Origin of the sequence: Pseudonocardia sp. ICBG162 (assembly GCF_020496225.1) — a bacterium.
Classification (GTDB): Bacteria; Actinomycetota; Actinomycetes; order Mycobacteriales; family Pseudonocardiaceae; genus Pseudonocardia; species Pseudonocardia alni.
In genome coordinates, this window is record NZ_JAHLJD010000019.1 from 105938 (window position 1) to 122353 (window position 16416).

General features: G+C 74.0%; 13 protein-coding genes. 3 read left to right on the forward strand and 10 right to left on the reverse strand.

Annotated features, from left to right (window positions below):
* The first annotated feature begins 25 nt into the window (after positions 1-25).
* Together KPL60_RS19000 and KPL60_RS19005 are read left to right on the forward strand one after the other, a co-directional pair.
* Positions 26-706 carry a GPP34 family phosphoprotein gene (locus tag KPL60_RS19000; RefSeq protein ID WP_226366678.1) on the forward strand — a complete coding sequence of 227 codons (681 nt, stop codon included), beginning with the start codon at positions 26-28 and terminating at the stop codon, positions 704-706.
* Positions 707-1062: 356 nt separating this feature from the next.
* A complete protein-coding gene (locus tag KPL60_RS19005) occupies positions 1063-2565 on the forward strand; it encodes an exopolysaccharide biosynthesis polyprenyl glycosylphosphotransferase (protein ID WP_226366679.1) in 1503 nt (500 codons plus the stop codon).
* 18 nt (positions 2566-2583) lie between these two features.
* On the opposite strand, the gene KPL60_RS19010 is transcribed toward KPL60_RS19005, so the two are convergent.
* The 6 genes from KPL60_RS19010 to KPL60_RS34735 form a co-directional block, all read right to left on the reverse strand.
* Positions 2584-3597 (reverse strand): glycoside hydrolase family 6 protein, encoded by a 1014-nt coding sequence (locus KPL60_RS19010; protein WP_226366680.1) that lies wholly within the window; start codon positions 3595-3597, stop codon positions 2584-2586.
* A 14-nt stretch (positions 3598-3611) separates the two neighbouring features.
* Positions 3612-5561, reverse strand: a complete 1950-nt coding sequence (locus tag KPL60_RS19015) for a kelch motif-containing protein (RefSeq protein WP_226366681.1) — start codon at positions 5559-5561, stop codon at positions 3612-3614.
* Positions 5558-7363, reverse strand: a complete 1806-nt coding sequence (locus KPL60_RS19020; protein WP_226366682.1) for a glycosyltransferase family 2 protein — start codon at positions 7361-7363, stop codon at positions 5558-5560. The genes KPL60_RS19015 and KPL60_RS19020 overlap by 4 nt, the downstream gene beginning before the upstream one ends.
* 382 nt (positions 7364-7745) lie before the next feature.
* Positions 7746-8645, reverse strand: coding sequence for a type II CAAX endopeptidase family protein (locus tag KPL60_RS19025; RefSeq protein ID WP_226366683.1), 900 nt, complete (start codon positions 8643-8645; stop codon positions 7746-7748).
* Between the two features lie 89 nt (positions 8646-8734).
* Positions 8735-9412, reverse strand: coding sequence for a response regulator transcription factor (locus KPL60_RS19030; protein WP_226366684.1), 678 nt, complete (start codon positions 9410-9412; stop codon positions 8735-8737).
* Positions 9409-10665 carry a histidine kinase gene (locus tag KPL60_RS34735; protein WP_226366685.1) on the reverse strand — a complete coding sequence of 419 codons (1257 nt, stop codon included), beginning with the start codon at positions 10663-10665 and terminating at the stop codon, positions 9409-9411. Before KPL60_RS34735 ends, KPL60_RS19030 begins: the two co-directional genes overlap by 4 nt.
* Before the next feature lie 204 nt (positions 10666-10869).
* Between KPL60_RS34735 and KPL60_RS19040 the strand changes: the two genes are divergently transcribed.
* Entirely contained in the window at positions 10870-11073 is a 204-nt protein-coding gene (locus tag KPL60_RS19040; RefSeq protein WP_226366686.1) for a hypothetical protein, read from the forward strand.
* A gap of 13 nt (positions 11074-11086) precedes the next feature.
* On the opposite strand, the gene KPL60_RS19045 is transcribed toward KPL60_RS19040, so the two are convergent.
* From KPL60_RS19045 to KPL60_RS19055, 4 genes are read right to left on the reverse strand one after another with little or no spacing between them, the layout of a single operon-like run.
* The gene (locus tag KPL60_RS19045; RefSeq protein WP_226366687.1) at positions 11087-12418 is read right to left on the reverse strand and encodes an MFS transporter; all 1332 of its coding nucleotides are present in this window, start codon (positions 12416-12418) and stop codon (positions 11087-11089) included.
* 25 nt (positions 12419-12443) lie between these two features.
* Positions 12444-12809 carry a hydantoinase B/oxoprolinase family protein gene (locus tag KPL60_RS33870; protein ID WP_255656194.1) on the reverse strand — a complete coding sequence of 122 codons (366 nt, stop codon included), beginning with the start codon at positions 12807-12809 and terminating at the stop codon, positions 12444-12446.
* Positions 12806-14152: a hydantoinase B/oxoprolinase family protein gene (locus tag KPL60_RS19050; RefSeq protein ID WP_308016781.1), complete on the reverse strand. Its 1347-nt coding sequence runs from the start codon at positions 14150-14152 to the stop codon at positions 12806-12808. The genes KPL60_RS33870 and KPL60_RS19050 overlap by 4 nt, the downstream gene beginning before the upstream one ends.
* Entirely contained in the window at positions 14149-16236 is a 2088-nt protein-coding gene (locus KPL60_RS19055; protein ID WP_226366688.1) for a hydantoinase/oxoprolinase family protein, read from the reverse strand. The genes KPL60_RS19050 and KPL60_RS19055 overlap by 4 nt, the downstream gene beginning before the upstream one ends.
* Positions 16237-16416 lie beyond the last annotated feature (180 nt).

The window sequence follows — 16416 nt, forward strand, 5'->3', positions numbered from 1 at the left end:
CGTCCGGTCGCTAGCGTCGAGCCGCATGGTGGATCTGCTGCTCGCCGAGGAACTGCTGCTCATCGGTCTGGACGACGAGTCCGGCAGGACGCGGGGCATGTTCGATCCGGGGTCGCTGCACGGCGCACTGCTCTGCGACCTCATCGAACGGGGCGCCGTGACCGTGGACGACCGGACGACGGTCCACCCGGCCGGCGTCGCGCCGGGTCACCCCGCCCTGGACGCCGTGCTCGCGACGATCGCCGAGGACCCGAAGCCCCGGTCGGTGTCGCACTGGACGAGCACGCTGCCGTGGAAGCACACGAAGCCGGCCGAGCTCGTCGCGCAGCGGCTCGTCGCCGACGGCGTGCTGTCCCGGGAGGAGGGGAAGGTGCTCGGACTGTTCCGCACCGTCCGCCTGCCCGAGGCCGACCCCGGTCCCGAGCGCGCGCTGCGCGAGCGGCTGCGCTCGGTCCTGGTGCACGGCACGACGCCGAGCGCCCACGACGCCCTGCTCGTCGCGCTGCTGCACAGCACCAGCCAGGTCCGGGCGGCCCTGTCGGACGTGGACACCGCCCAGCGCCGGGCCGGGGGGAAGCGGGCCCGCGCCGTCGCGAAGGGACTGGCCGACGACCCGGTGCTGAAGGCCCGGTACGACGCCGCCGTCCTCGCCGCGGTGATGGCGACGGTGAGCACCGTGGTCGTCACCACCAGCGGGTCGAGCTGATCGATCACTCTCCGTCGTCGATCGACTGCACGATCCCCGACGAGACCGCACGCCTCCTTGTGACGCTACGCGTTGTTATTGAGAACGCAAGCGGGGCAAAGGAGTGACTGGGATCCCGCATTCGCCGCTGTAACGCACGTAGCGTGTTCGACGACCCTGCCACGTGTACGGCGAGTTCTCAGGTGATGCCTCCGAACGGGCTACGGCCGTACGCACGTCTCGGTTCGTCCCTGCGATTGGTGGTTACTCGTCGTGACAACGTTGGCACCATCCGCGGCTACGCTCCGTCGTAGGAGCGCGCGCCACGCGGTGTGGATCTTCTTGTCGCAGAACACCTTCCGCGCGGCCGGCCGGCCGTGAGCGCCGGACCGGCGCAGGCCCGTCGACCCGCGCGCGCCACGCCCCGTACCCACCACCGGCCCCTGCTCCGGCGGCCGGTCGCGGGCCACGGCCCCGGCCCGGCCGGGCCGCCCGCCCGGGCCGACACCTCCTCCGCCCCGGCGCCGGTGCGCAGGCTGGCCGCCCGGGTCAGCCTCGTCCGGACGGCGCTGGTGCTGACCGACGTCGTCGCCGTCGGGACCGCCGTGCTCGTGGTCGCGCCGACCGGGCGCCGCGGCGTCGTCGCCGCCTCCGTGCTGCTGCTCGCGGTGCGCTCGGCGGCGCGCCTGCACCGCTCCCGGCTCCGTCTGTCCTGGTTCGACGACCTGCCCCGCGAGCTGGCCGCCCTCGTCGTGACGATGGGGCTCGTGCTGGCCGGGGCGATGGCCCTGCAGCAGAACCTGGACACCCGCATCGACGTCGCCGGGCCGGTCGAGGTCGTGCTGCTGGCCACCCTGGTCGCCCTGACCCTGCGCGCCGCGGTGCTGTTCGCCGCCCGGCTGCTGCGGGTCCGGTGGGCCGTCGGCGAGCCCACGCTGATCGTCGGCACCGGGTCGCGGGCGGTGGAGCTCGACGAGACCATGCGCGCCCACCCCGAGTACGGCCTGCGCCCGCTCGGCCACGTCCTGTCCGAGGACCTCGACCTCGTGGTGGAGCGCGAGCGGGAGGCGCTGTCCGCCCGGATCCGGGACGCCGCGGCCCGGCACCGGGTGCGCGTCGTCGTGTTCGCCTGCCACACCGTCGACGACACCGCCGTCCTCGACGCGGCGATCGAGGCCCGCCGCGACGGGCTCGGCGTCCTGCTGCTCCCGTGGCTCTCGGAGCTGGTGCACGACCACTCCGGCGTCGAACGGCTGCGCAGCATCCCGCTGCTGCGGCTGCCCGCGGACCCGAGGAACCGGCTGTCCTGGCGGCTCAAGCGCCTCGGCGACATTGTGGTGTCCGCCCTGGCGCTGGCCCTGGCCTCACCGCTGCTGCTCGCGGTCGCCGTCGCCGTGCTCGTCGAGAGCGGGCGGCCGGTGATCTTCCGCCAGGAACGCATCGGCCTGGACAACCGGCCCTTCACCGTCCTGAAGTTCCGCAGCATGCGCCCGGTCGACGAGCGCGAGCAGCAGACACAGTGGTCCATCGCGGGCGACGCCCGGGTCGGCCCGGTCGGCAGGCTCATCCGCCGCACCTCGCTCGACGAGCTGCCCCAGCTGTGGAACATCCTGCGCGGCGACATGAGCCTGGTCGGGCCGCGCCCGGAGCGGCCGTCGTTCGTCGAGCGGTTCTCCGCCGAGCACGAGCGCTACACCGCCCGCCACCGCGTCCCGGTCGGGCTCACCGGGCTCGCCCAGATCTCCGGGCTGCGCGGTGACACCTCGATCGCCGACCGCGTCCGGCACGACAACTACTACATCGCGAACTGGTCGCTCTGGCTCGACGCCCAGATCGTCATGCGCACGGCGCGGGAGCTGGTCCGGCGCGGCCGGCACTGAGCGGCCGCGCCGGGCGGGTCAGCCCGCCTGGCGCTGCGCGAGCCCGAGGGCGTAGTCGGGGTACCACTGCCCGGCGGCGGGCTCCCCCGGACGGCAGGCCCCGTCGGACTCGCCGGGGCGCTTGACCCACAGCAGCGCGTCGACGCGGTCGTCGCCGGTCTCGGTGGTCGGGTTCGCCCCGAGCCCGCGACCGGGCGGGTTGCAGAACGCGGGCACCCCGCCCAGCGACGCCTCGTCGGCGACGCCCTGCCCGTTGCGGCTGGTGTCGACGACGAAGTGCGCGCCGCCGAGGCGGTCGGAGAGCTGCCGGCCGAAGGCGACGACCTGCGGGGTCGGGTAGAAGTTGGCGACGTTGAGGGCGAACCCGTCGGCGGCGCGGACCCCGGAGCGCTCCAGCGCCCCGGCGAGGGCGTCGACGTCGCTGATGAAGCCGGGGTTGCCCGCGTCGACGTAGACCCGGGCGCCCGCGTCCTTGAACGCCGCGACCGCCTCGGACAGCAGCTGGTAGCGCTCGTCGCGCAGGTCGCCGTCGACGCAGCCGGACAGCTCGTGCGGCACCGCGTCGGGCTCCAGGACGACCGTGGCCGTCGTGCCGCCCAGCCCGCGGACGATCTCGGTGACCCAGTTCCGGTAGTAGCCGCCGTCCGGGGCGCCGCCGCCGGAGAAGCTGCCGCAGTCGCGGTGCGGGATGTTGTAGGCGACCAGCAGCGGCCGGGCGCCCGCCGCGGTGGCCCGGTCGACGTAGTCCTTCGTGTCGGCCTGGGCCGCGGCGACGTCGCCGCTCACCCAGTGCGGGAACGGCTGCGACGCGATCTTCTCGATCTGGTCGGCGTCGGCGTCGCGGCCCTCGTCGCGCCACCGGACGACCTGGTCGGCGGCGGCGCTGCGCGGGTCCACGAACAGCCCCGTCGCGCTCGGCGGGGCGGACGCCGGTGCGCCCGGGCCGGGCGCGGTGGGCGCGCCCGCCCCGCACGAGACGAGCACCAGGGCGGCGGCCAGGGCACCGGAGGAGACTGCCAGCAGCGAGCGCACGATGCTGGAGTGTGTCACCTGACGTGGACCCATGACGCCACGGACGGCACCCCGGCGTCGTCGACCAGGAAGAGCATGTACCAGCCGGGCGGCACCAGGGTCGGCTCGGCGGGCACGGCCAGGCCGAGCAAGCCGTCCGGGTTGCGGGCGATGTCGAGGCGCACCGAGCGCTGGTCGACATCGGTCGCGTGGGTGACCGCGCTGGGCCGGATCAGCCGGGCCTGCGCGACCCGGGCCGCGTCCGGGCTGGTCACGGTCATGGTGCTGCCGAGCGTGGCCTCGCCCGGGGCCTTCGCGATCACCGGCTGCGGCCCGTGGAACAGGTACGGCGGGGTGTAGATCTCCAGCCGCTGCTCGAACGGGGCGGGCTTGGTGTTGTCCACGTTCTTGAACAGGGAGTTTCCGCCCGCGGTGAGCACCTGGCCGTTGGGCAGCAACAGCGCCTCGGCGTGGTAGTCGCGCCCCACCGCGGGGTCGGCGACGGCCGAGAGCGTGTTCGTGCCCGGGTGGTACAGGTTGGCCTGCAGGATGTCGCTCGCGCCCTTGCCGCGGTAGTCCGCGGAGCCGCCGGTGATCAGCAGGTCGTCGGTGGGCAGCTGCACGACGCTCGGGTAGCGGGTGGGGGTGCGCAGGTCCGGTCCCGGGGTGAACGCGGGCGCGGGGGCGCGCAGGTCGATCGTGTCGATCCGCGCCGAGGACACCGGGGACTCCCCGACCCCGCCGCCCCCGACGACGACCATCCGCTGGTCCTGGACCGGCCCGGCCCAGGACGACCCGGAGGTCTCCATCAGCTCCGGCGCGCGCAGCCCCGGGACGGGGGCGAACGAGTTGTCGGCCAGGTTCCAGAACCCGGGGGTGCGCCCGGCGTCGGCCGGGCCGTAGCCGGCGTTGGAACCGGAGTAGAACAGCCGTCCCTCCTGCTGCGTCTGGAAGATCGCCGGGTAGGTCGGGAAGTAACGGAACAGGTCCGGCCGGTCGGTCCAGCGCTTCGTCGCCGGGTCGTAGACCTCGTTCTGGCCGGGCAGGATCTGCCCGGTGCCGTCGAGGCCGGAGATCGCGAGCACCTGGCCGTCGGGCAGCCCGGTGAGGGTGGGGTACCAGCGCTTCTGGGTCATGTCCCCGACGCGCACGTACTTCTCGGCGAACGGGTCGAACTCGTAGGAGTCGGCGATGCCCTGGAAGTCCTGCTTGTCCAGGGTCATCCTGTCGCCCATGCCGTAGACGTTCGCGGTGTCCTCGGGGGCCAGGCCCGGGATCGCGTACTGGGCGGGCTGCTCGGTGACCCCGGCGGCTCCCTCCTCGGTGGACTCGACGAAGCCGATGGTCTCGCTCGCGGTGACGACGGTCCCGTCGCCCTCGCCGGTCTTGGTCGCGGCCATGACGTGGGCCGGGCTGGTGAGGGCGTACTCGCGTCCGTCGGGGTTGCGGAACACGGTGCCCTTCTCGAGGTGCAGCTCGCGGTCGGGGTTCTCGTTGCGGATCCGCATCGCGCCGGCGGCGTGGGTCACGAAGCCGTCGAGGACCTCGTAGCGCTGGGTGCCGCCGGCGACGAGGAGCTTGCCGTCGGGCAGGAAGGTGTGGCCGCCGCAGAACAGGTCCGACGGGGTGTCGATCTCCGTCGCGTCGCCGGTGGCCGGGTCGTAGACCAGCGTGCGGAAGGTGCCGGCGTCGAACTGCTTCTGGTCGTTGCCCGAGCCCGCGACGAGCAGGACCTTGCCGGTCGGCAGCATCGCGGCGTGGATGGCGTTGATCCGGACGTCCGCGGGCAGCTCGACGACGTCCCAGCGGCCGTTCGCGGCGGTGTACTCGGCGCTGTGCAGCCACGCCTCGTGGCGCACCTCGGAGATCCAGGCGAACGCGGGCGGGGCGTTGACCGCCAGCAGCACGGTGGGCACGCCGATCATCGCGATCAGCCGACGGCGGCCGAGGACGGCGCGCGCCGCCCGGGAGAGCAGGCGCCTCACGCCACGGCTCCGATCTTCTCGTCACGGGGTTCGGGGAGTGCGGGCACGAGCTCGACGAGCTCGGCCGCGGACGCGATCCGGCCGCGGGTGCGCAGCAGGCCGCCCAGCCAGATCGTCATCGGGACCAGGGAGACGACCAGCGCGAGCGCCGGCCACATGAGGACGTCGAGGTTGGCGTAGCCGAACGCGAACGACGCCGCGATCGCCGCCGCCAGGAACGCCGACCAGCGCAGGTGCCGGGCGAAGGTGACGACCCGGTCCGGGCTCGCCGCCTCCGCCTTCGGGGTGACGACGAACGTCGCCGGGCGCCGCAGCACCGTCGCGACCAGCGAGGACGCGTAGATCGGCGCCGAGAGCACCGACATCGCCATCCCCGTCAGCCCGGTCGAGTTCTCGTGCTCGTAGGGGCTGACGTTGTAGCGGCGGTTGCGGATGTAGACCCACAGCTGGAACGCGGTCGCGTCGACGTAGAGCGCCAGCCACAGCGCGGGCGGGACGACGATGCCCGACACCCCGAACGCCAGGTAGAGCGAGGCGTTGACGGCGCCGAGGATCCAGCCGATCGCCATCGACGGGTAGAACGCGGTGATCAGCAGGTAGTGCAGCGCCCGCGGCGGGGACAGCCGGCGCAGCCGCTTCACGAAGATGCCCTGCAGGATCACGAAGGTGCCGCGCGACCAGCGCAGCTGCTGGGAGAAGAAGTCCGTCCAGGACGACGGCCCCTCCCCCACCGCGACGACGTCCGGTGTGTACACCGAGCGCCAGCGCTGCCCGGTCCACGGGTTGCGCCGGGCGTGCAGCGCCAGCCCGGTCGCCATGTCCTCGGTGATCGAGTCGTGCAGGCCGCCGACGGCCAGCAGCGCGGAGATCCGCACGGCGTTGTTGGTGCCGACGAGCATCGGGATGCCGTAGGCGTTCGCGGCCCGCTGGATCAGCGAGTGGAACGGGAACTGCTGGGACTCCGCGGCGGTGGTGACGAAGTTGTCGCAGTTGGCGTAGCACTGCGGTCCGACGACGAACGCGACGTCGGGGTCCCGGAAGTAGCCCAGCATCCGCTCGGCGTAGTTCGCCAGCGGCACGTGGTCGGGGTCGACGGACAGGAACACGTCGTAGCGGTGGCCCTCGGCGTGCACCCAGGCGTTGTAGTTGCCGTGCTTGGTGCGGGCCTTGAAGAAGCCCGACGGCTCGTTGTAGGCGGCGACGCCCTTGCGGGAGAAGTGCCGGACACCGATCTCGGCGCACATCCGCCGGACCTCGCGGTCGTCGCCCTCGTCGAGCAGCCAGACGTCGAAGGTGCCGGCATGCCGGATCCGCCGCGCGGCCTCCAGCGTCGCGCGGACCATCTCGATCGGCTCCGAGCCGGGGACGATGGTGGTCAGGAACGCGACCCGCAGCTCCGGGTCCGGCCGGACCGGGACCGGGTCGCGGGCCAGCACCGAGGCCAGCGACAGCGAGAACACGTTGACCAGGCGCATCGTCTCGACCAGCGCGATGGAGCCGATGACGAAGACGTTCGCGGCCTGGATCCACCAGCGCTCGTCGACGTCGGGGTGGTGGGAGGGCTGCAGCAGCCAGACCACGAACAGCACCTCGAACGCGACGTTCGCGCCGATGATGGCCAGGGTGCCCGCCCAGCGGCGGCCCTGCCCGTCGTGCAGGTTGCGGTACCGCACCCGGTACGTTTCCCCGGCCAGCGGCGGCTCGGTGACCTCGCCGGAGATGCGGCTGAAGTCGTGCAGCGACCGGGCCCCCACGGCGGGCGCCCGGTTCTGCGGGGTGCCGGACGCGACGCTCGCGGTCACCGGCGTACCTCCCAGATCTCGGTCGGGAACGTGCGGTGGGCACGCCGGACCGAGGGCTCGGCGCGCTGTCCCGCCGGCCCCCTGGGGGCGTGATCGTTCCCGTGTGGAGCGTGCATCGACGCTTCCCGACACCCCGTTACGACGCGTGGCGGCCGGACTGGGCCGTCCGCGCCGGCCGCCGGGGACCCGCCGTGACCGCGTCGTGATCGAGAGGTGCGGTGAGCAGGGAAAACCCCGCCGCCAGTGATCTTTTCGGCCGCACATCACTGGACCGAACGGCCTAGTCGTCTGCTACGCGATGTGTCGGATCATCGATTCTGATGATCCATCGCGAACTCCGCCGAGGTCCCCAGTTCTGATGACGGGAGGGCCCCGCGCGCCGCTACCGGGTGCGCCGGTGGTCGTAGCCCAGGCGGCCCCGGGTGCCGGCCAGGACCACGACCGCCACGACGACGCTGCCCGCGGCCATCGCCTGCATCGACCGGTTCACGTCCAGTGCCGGGAACATCTCCGACCACACGACCGACGCGAAGTTGTTGACGCCGACGTGCAGCAGCATCGCCATCGGCAGGCTCTCCCCGGTGCGGTTGAACACCCAGGTCATGACGATGTTGAAGGCCAGGCAGAACAGCACGAAGGCCGCGGGCCGGGTCCAGTCCGCGCCGGACCCGCCGCCCCAGTCGGTCAGGAACAGCGGCATGTGCCACAGCGCCCACAGCGGGCCGAGCACCATCGTCCCGGCCAGCGGGCCGAACCGGCGCTGCAGGCGGGGCAGGGCGAAGTCGCGCCAGCCCGGCTCCTCCGCGAGCCCGGTGGTGACCATCTGGAGGAGCAGGGCGGGAACGTAGACGGCGACCACGAGCAGCGACGGCGCGACGATCCGGCCGCCGGAGAAGACGAATCCGGTCACCAGCATCGCGGCGGGCACCCCGAGCAGGGTGAGCGCGTACCAGTGCCACCGGACCCGCCAGCGCCACATCCGCCCGACCCAGCGTCGCAGCCCGGGCCGCCCGTCGGCGACCGCCGTCACCAGGAACGCCGACGCGATGGGGCCCAGGTAGGCGCCGGGCAGCACGCCGAGGATCTGGCCGGTCCCCAGGACGTCGGGGAACCGGAAGTCCCAGACGCCGAGCCCGTTGCGGGAGAGCACGTAGGGCGTCCACGCCGTCCAGCTCATGAGGTTGGCGAGCAGGAAGAAGCTCGGCAGCGGGCGGCGCCGGATCGCCCCGGCGAGCCCGGATCCGTCGCGTGACCTGGGCGGGTTGTCCGTCGAGATGACCATGCCGGGAAGTCTCGGCCGGTCACGGCCCCCGGACGAGCCACCGGCGATGGAAGCTCCACGGCTGCATCGAAGGATGCAGGACCGCGGTGTCAGCCCGGTGTGCCCCGGGCGTCGGGGACCTCGACGACGTGGTTCTGGTAGGCCCAGACGACGGCCTGCAGCCGCGAGGTGACCCCCAGCTTCGGCAGCATCCGGGCCAGGTGGGACTTCACCGTCGACTGCTCGACGACCAGCGTCCGGGCGATGTCGTCGTTGGACATCCCCTGGGCGAGCAGGAGGAGGATCTCGTGCTCGCGGGGGGTGAGCAGCTCCTCCGCCCGCCGGCCGGTCACCGGCTGCAGGCTCCGCCGGTGCACGAACTCGCGCAGGATGCGGCGGGTGAGGGTCTGGTCGATCGTGCCCTGGCCCGCGGCGACCTGGCGGACCGCGCGGATGATGTCGTCGGGGTCGGAGTCCTTGAGGAGGAACCCGGACGCCCCGGCCTCCAGCGCGCCGAACACGTAGTCGTCGAGGTCGAAGGTCGTCAGGACCAGCACCGCCACCTCGCCACCGGCGGCGGACAGCTCCCGGGCGACCTCGATGCCGCTGCGGCCCGGCATCCGGATGTCGAGGCAGGCGACGTCGGGCCGCAGCTCGTGGGCCAGCTCCAGGGCCCGGGTCCCGTCGGCGGCGACACCGACGACGTCGATGTCCGGCTCGGCCCCGAGCAGCGACGCCAGGCCCGCGCGTACCAGCGGCTGGTCGTCGGCGACGAGGACACGGATCATGCAGGGGCCTCCGGGCGCGGTGCGGTCGCGTCGACCGTACCGACCGTCTCGCCGAGCGGGAGCGTGAGCCGGACCTCCCAGCCGCCGTCGGCGGTGGGCCCGTGGGTGAGGTCCGCGCCGACGAGCTGCGCCCGCTCCGCCATGCCGACCAGCCCGAACCCGCCGCCGGGGCCGGGGTCGGGTCCGGCGGGCACACCGTTGCGGACGACGACGGCGACCCACCCGTCGCGGGGCGCGCCGATCTCGACCACGCAGCGGGCGCCCGGTGCGTGCACGGCCGCGTTGGCCAGGGATTCCTGCACCATCCGGTGGGCGACGAGCTGGGCGAGCGGCCCGAGGTCGACCTCCGGTGCGGCCACGACGAGATCCACCTCCGCGCCCGACGCCCGCCGCGCCCGCACCAGGGCGGCCACCGCGTCGAGGGTGGCGGGCGGTCGGTCGGCGTCGGTCTCCTCGCGCAGCAGACCGACCAGGCGGCGCAGGTCGTCGAGGACGGCGCGGCTGTGCTCCCGGATCCCGCGGGCCGACCGTCTCGCGGTCGCCGGGTCGGACTCGATCTGCCGGTCCATCGCCGCCGCCATGACCGCGATCCCCGACAGGTGGTGGGCGGCGATGTCGTGCAGCTCGCGGGACAGCGCGGTGCGCTGGCGGGACATCGCGGCCGCGAGCACCGCGTCCTGCTCACGGCGCAGCGCCAGCACCTCGTTGCGGCGTGCCCGTTCGGCGTCCCGCCGGGCGGCGACGACCAGCCCGACCAGCAACGGCAGCCCGACGACGACCGCCGCCTGCGCCACCGCACCGGCGGCGGCCGGCCCGGCCCCCGCTCCCCGGCCGACCTCGTTGACGAACTGGCCCGTCGCCAGCAGCAGCCCGGCCCCGGCCAGGGCGCCCCACAGCCGTCGCAGGGGGCGGGCGACGACGGCGAGGAACACCGCGGCGAGCTCGGCGACCGCGGTCAGGCTGTACGCCCCGCCCGGCGCCGCCCACGCGAGCAGCAGGGGCAGCGCGGTCACCCCGAGCAACGCCACGACGGGCGACCGGCTCACCCAGACGACCGTCACCGCCTGGGCCACCAGCACCGCGACGACCGCCCACCACCCGGCCCCACCGGTGCGGGGCACCGGCCCGAGGTCCGGGTCCCCACCGACGGCGGACGGCAGGGCCAGCAGCAGGGCCGTCGCGAGGACCGCGCACCCGACCGCGGCCGGGACCCGGAGCGGGGCTCGCCGGGGCTGCTGCGCTGCGGTGGACACGGCGGGCCTCCCCCGGCGGGACGATCGGTCGCGCCCATCATCGGACACGGCGCCCGGCCCGGGGCGCGGCCGGGCGCGATCTGCATCGAAAGACGGAGGTGCCCGACCGCGTCCCTCCGGCCGATGCCGGAGGGACACGTGCCGGGTCAGGCTCGGTCGCAGCGGACGGCCACCCGGGCCGCCGACCAGCGAGGAGGCACCACCATGACCGCCGACGACCGGACCGCACCGTCCCGCCCGCCGTCCCGCCCGCTGCTCTGGACGCTGCTCGTCGTGGCGCTGGCGGCGAACGCCGGCCTGTCGCTGGCCGCGCTGCCCGTGGCCGCGGCCGTCCCCGGGCTGCTCGTCCTGGTGGCCGGGGCGCTGCTGGTCCGCGACCACCGGCGCCGGGCCCGGGCCCGACCGTGACGGCCCGCGCGGCTCAGCGGTCCATGGTCGTCTCGATCCGCCGGCCCGTGGTCAGCACGACTCCGATGCCGGCCACCATGACCGCCGCGATCGTCAGCAGCGCCCAGGTGTAGCTGCCGGTCGCGTCGTGGATCGCGCCGGTGACGTACGGCCCGACGAAGCCGGACAGGTTGCTCACCGAGTTGATCACCGCGATGCCGGCGGCCGCGGCGGCGCCGGTCAGCGCCAGCGGCGGGATCCGCCAGAACTGCGGCATCGCGCTGTAGATCCCGGCGGTGCTCAGGCACACCGCCGCGACGAAGAGGAACCCGCTCCCGGCGAAGGTCGCGAGCACCAGCCCGGCAGCCCCGACGGCCATCGGCACCACGGTCGCCGTGACCGCGCTGAGCCGGCCCGACACCCGCGACCAGATGATCATCACGACGATCGCGAAGGCCGCGGGGATCGCCGAGACCAGCACGCTGTTCACGTCGCCGCCCGCCGCGTCGCTGATCGTGGAGATCATCGTCGGCAGGAAGAACGCGAGCGGGTAGAGGCCGAAGACGACGGCGAAGAACGCGATCGCGAGCCCCCACACGCGGCCGCTGCGCAGCGAGGCGCCGAACCCGCTGATGGCCCCGCCGGCGATGCGCTTCTCCTCGTCGGCGCGCAGGGCCGCCTCGACCCGCGCGCGGTCGTCGTCGGAGAGCCACTTCGCGTCCGTCGGACGGTCCGGCAGCAGGCAGAAGACGACCACCGCGATCAACAGCGTCAGCACGCCCTCGACCAGGAACAGCGACCGCCACGCGGCCAGCGGGAACAGCGCGTCGCCCCAGGACAGCAGGGCCGCGGCGAGCGGGGCACCCACGATCGACGACAGCGGGATCATCAGGAAGAACGTCGCCATCACCCAGGACCGCACCTTCCGGGGGAACCAGAAGGTGAGGTAGAGCAGGATGCCGGCGGCGAGCCCGGCCTCGGCGAAGCCCAGGGCCAGCCGGGCGAGGTAGAGGTGCGTCGCGGAGTCCACCCAGGAGGTCATCGCGGTGATCAGGCCCCAGGTGACCATGATCCGCGTGATCCACTTGCGGGCCCCGAAGCGGCGCAGCGCCATGTTGCTCGGCACCTCGACCAGGACGTAGCCGATGAAGAACAGCCCACCGGCCAGACCGATCTGGGCCGCGTCGAGCCCCAGCTCGCGGGACATCGGCTGGGCGACGTAGCCCAGGTTGGCCCGGTCGATGTAGCTCATCAGGTAGGCGAGCCCGACGATCGGGATGATGCGCCAGGCGATCCGGCGCCACAGGCGGCGCTCCGCCTCGTCCTGGATCTCCGGTTCCGTGCCCATGACGTCACTGCTGCTCATGACAGTGGCCTTCCGGTGTGTGGCCTCAGCGGGCCGAGCGGAGGAGTGCGGTGGCGGGGTGGTCGACGTGCCCGTCGTCGGTGACGACGACGCGGTAGTCCTCGCGGGCGCCGCGGGGGCTGACCTTCTGGTCGAGGACGTCGTCGAGCACGGCCTCGGGGTCGCGGGTGAACGGGTCGCCGTGTCCCCCGCCGCCGGCGGTGGTCTGCCGGTGCCGGGCGCCCGCGGGGAGCGTGAGGTGCGGCTTGGTGTCGAGCAGGACCTCGTCCGGGCCGGGGTCGCGCAGGTTCACCGACGGCGTGCCGTCGCAGCCGCCGGCGAGACCGTAGGGCAGCGACGTGCGCCGGTCGGACCGGATCTGGACGGTCGCCTGCGACGCGAGGACGGTCATGTCCCGGAAGGTGGCGGCCCGCCGCGGTAGCGGCCGGCGCCCGCCGAGTCGGTGAGGTAGCCGTAGCCGTCGATGCGGACGTGCCCGGACCGTTCGATGTCCTCGACCGGGGTGTTCGCGAGGTTGGCGCCGAGCGGGCTGATCCCGTCGATGCCGTCCTGGTCCGGCCGGGCGCCCCAGGCGCCGCACAGGACGTCCCAGAGCACGGTGGACGAGCCGTCGTCGCCGGTCACGCCGATCACCACCGAGTTCGGCCCGCCGTCGCCGGCCGCGGGGGTGCGGTCGGGGAACACCGGGGCGAGCGCCCCGAGGACGGTGTCGATGAGCCGGTAGGCGACGAGCCCGCGCGCGCCGCGGGCGGCGGGCCGGTGCGCGTCGAGGATGGAGCCGGTGGGGATCTCGAAGCGGAACACCCGCTGGAAGCCGCTGTTGGCCGGGATGTCGGCGGCGAGCAGGCCCTGCACCGCGGCGTAGCAGGCCGAGCGGGTGAACGACGCGGTGGCGTTCAGTGCGGAGGCCACCTGCGGCGAGCTGCCGGTGAAGTCGAAGCCCAGGCCGTCGGCGTCGACGGTGACCCGGACCCGGAACGGGATGGGGTCGCCGCCGAGCCCGTCGTCGTCGATCCGGTCGGCGAACTCGTAGGTGCCTGCGACCGCGCCGTCGAGCTCGGCCCGCAGCAGGGTCTCGGAGTAGTCCAGCAGCTCGTCGACGAGGCGGCCGAACTCCCCGGTGCCGTGCCGCTCCACCAGGTCCCGCAGGCCGCGGGCCCCGGTGTGGTTGGCGGCGAGCTGGGACTCCAGGTCGCCCCGGAACAGCTCGGGCTCGCGCACGTTGCGCAGGATCAGCTCGAGGAACGTCTCGTTGGTCCGGCCGGCCTCGACGAGCCGGGACGGCGGGATCTGCACCCCCTCGGCGAAGATGCTCGTCGACTGGACGGCCATCGAGCCGGCCGCCCATCCCCCGACGTCGGCGTGGTTGACGACGCTGACCGCGAACCCGGCCAGCACGGCGTCGACGAAGACCGGGGTCACCGCGAAGACGTCGGGCAGGTGCATCCCGCCGAGCGAGGGGTCGTTGAGGATGTAGACGTCGCCGTCGGCGAGCGTGTCGCCGAAGCGCTCCAGCACCGCGTCCATCGCGTCGGGGATGGAGCCGAGGTGCACCGGGCAGGTGTTGGCCTGGGCGATGGTCCGCCCGGTGGCGTCGCACAGCGCGGCGGAGAAGTCCATGCTCGACGCGACGATCTGGCTGTGCGCGGTGCGCAGCACGCTGATCGCCATCTCGTCGGCGGCGCCGGTGACGGCGTTGCGGAAGACCTCGAAGGTCGCGGCGTCGCGGATCACGGTCGGCTCCAGGAGATGACGATGTTGTTGAGCTGGTCGCGGTGCGCCGTCGCACCGGGCGGGACGAGCGTCGTCGAGTCCATGTCCTCCACGACCAGCGGGCCGGTCCGGGGGGTCGCGTCCAGCGCGGCCCGGCCGACGACCGGGACGTCGACCTCCCGGCCGTCGAAGAAGCACCGGCGGCGGGTCTCCGGTGCCGCGGGCGGGAGCGGCGCGGCGAGCGCGTCGTCCAGCCGGACACCGGCCCCGACCCGCCCGACCACCCGCAGGGTCACGATCTCGACGAGCTCGTCGGGGCCCCGGCGGCCGTAGGTGCGCCGGTGCTCGGCGTGGAACCACTCGCGGGCGGCGGCCAGCGCCGCCTCGTCGAGCGGCCCGGACGGCAGCGGCGCCCGGAGCTCGAAGCGCTGGCCGCGGTAGCGCAGGTCCAGGAACCGCTCGACGACGACCTCCCGGTCCGCGGCGGCGGACCGCAGCTCGGCCTCGACGACGGCGGCGAGCCGGTCGAACTCGTCGCCGACGGCGGCCGCGTCGGCCCGGTCGGGGTCGTGGGCGGCCGAGGCGTGCCGCTCGATGTCGGCGACGAGCAGCCCCAGCGCGGAGAACAGGCCGGGGTGGGTGGGGACGACGACGGTGCCGATGCCCAGCTCGCGGGCCAGCGCGGCGCTGTAGAGGGGGCCCGCCCCGCCGAAGGCGACCATCGTCGTCTCGCGCGGGTCGCGGCCGCGCTCGCTGGTGACGGCCTTGACCGCGGTGGTCATCCCGGAGACGGCGACGTCGTAGGCGCCCCGGGCGGTCTCGGGCACCCCGGCGCCCAGCTCGGCGGCTACCCCGGCGAGCGCCTTGGCGGCCAGGTCGGGGTGGATCCGCACCCGCCCGCCGGCGATCGCCTCCGGGTTGAGGTAGCCGAGGACGACGTTGGCGTCGGTCAGGGTGGGCCGCTCCCCGCCGTTGCCGTAGGCGGCCGGGCCGGGGCGCGAGCCCGCGCTGGACGGCCCGACGTGCAGCGCCCCGGCGGCGTCGGTGCGGACGATGCTGCCGCCACCGGCGCCGATCTCGGCGATGTCGATCGACGGCGCCCGCACCGGGTAGCCGGCGCCGGAGCCGAGTCCGCGGGCCACGTTCATGCCGCCGCCGACCTCGTAGTCGGCCGAGACGAACGGGGACCCGTCCTCGATCAGCGAGGCCTTGGCCGTCGTGCCGCCCATGTCGAAGGCGACGACGCCGGGCAGGTCCATCGCGCGGGCCAGCGCCGCCACCGCGGTCACGCCGGCCGCCGGGCCGGACTCGATGATCTCGACCGGGCGTCGGCCGACCTTCTCCGCGTCCAGCAGCCCGCCGCCGGACTGCATCACCAGCAGCGGGGCGGTGACCCCGGCGGTGACCAGGTCCCGCTCCAGCACGGTCAGGTAGTCCTGGACGGTGGGGCCGACGTAGGAGTTCACCACCGCGGTGCTGGTGCGCTCGAACTCCCCGGGCTCGGCGCCGAGGTCCACCGAGGCGGTCACGTAGACGCCCGGGAGCAGCCGGCCGAGCTCCGCGGCGATCCGCCGCTCCTCGTCGGCACGCAGGTGCGAGTTCACCAGGCACACCGCGACGGACGCGGCGCCGGAGCCCCGGATCTCCTCCGCGACCCGTGCGATCCGCCCGGGCGACGCGGCGGGCTCGACGGTGGAGTCGGCGTGGATCCGGCCGTCGACCTCGAACCGCCTGCGGCGCGGGACGAGCGGGGCGGGCTTGGTCCAGCCGAGGTCGTAGAGCGTGGGGCGACGCAACCGTCCGAGCTCGAGCACGTCCCGGAACCCGGCGGTGGTGACCAGCGCGGTCACCGCGCCGTCCTTCTCCAGGATCGCGTTCGTGGCGACCGTGGTGCCGTGCAGCATCCCGGTCACCTCCGCCGCGGTGACGCCCGCGGCCTGCACCGCGGCCGTCGTCGCGGTGACGACGCCCTCGCCGAAGGCCGGCGGGGTCGAGAGCACCTTCATGGGGACGATCCGTCCGCCGGGGCCGAGGGCGACGACGTCGGTGAAGGTGCCACCGACATCGGCTCCGACCCGCCAACCGGCAGGGGGTGAGTGGGCCACGAACGACCTCCGTCTGCGCAAGTGCGGTACCCGGACCGGCGTCGTGATGACGGGCGACGCCGCCCGGGTTGCCAAGTGGAATGCACAGTAGAAGGCGTCTGAGATCTCAGCAAGACCTCGTTGAGATCCTTGATATCGTCGCAACATATTCCACCGGCCGGACGCTGCTATCGTTCGACG

Coding starts and splice junctions, on each gene's coding strand:
- KPL60_RS19000 (WP_226366678.1), top strand. CDS start 26: ATGGTGGATCTGCTGCTCGCCGAGGAACTGCTGCTCATCGGTCTGGAC.
- KPL60_RS19045 (WP_226366687.1), bottom strand. CDS start 12,418: ATGAGCAGCAGTGACGTCATGGGCACGGAACCGGAGATCCAGGACGAG.
- KPL60_RS19040 (WP_226366686.1), top strand. CDS start 10,870: ATGACCGCCGACGACCGGACCGCACCGTCCCGCCCGCCGTCCCGCCCG.
- KPL60_RS19025 (WP_226366683.1), bottom strand. CDS start 8,645: ATGGTCATCTCGACGGACAACCCGCCCAGGTCACGCGACGGATCCGGG.
- KPL60_RS19030 (WP_226366684.1), bottom strand. CDS start 9,412: ATGATCCGTGTCCTCGTCGCCGACGACCAGCCGCTGGTACGCGCGGGC.
- KPL60_RS33870 (WP_255656194.1), bottom strand. CDS start 12,809: ATGACCGTCCTCGCGTCGCAGGCGACCGTCCAGATCCGGTCCGACCGG.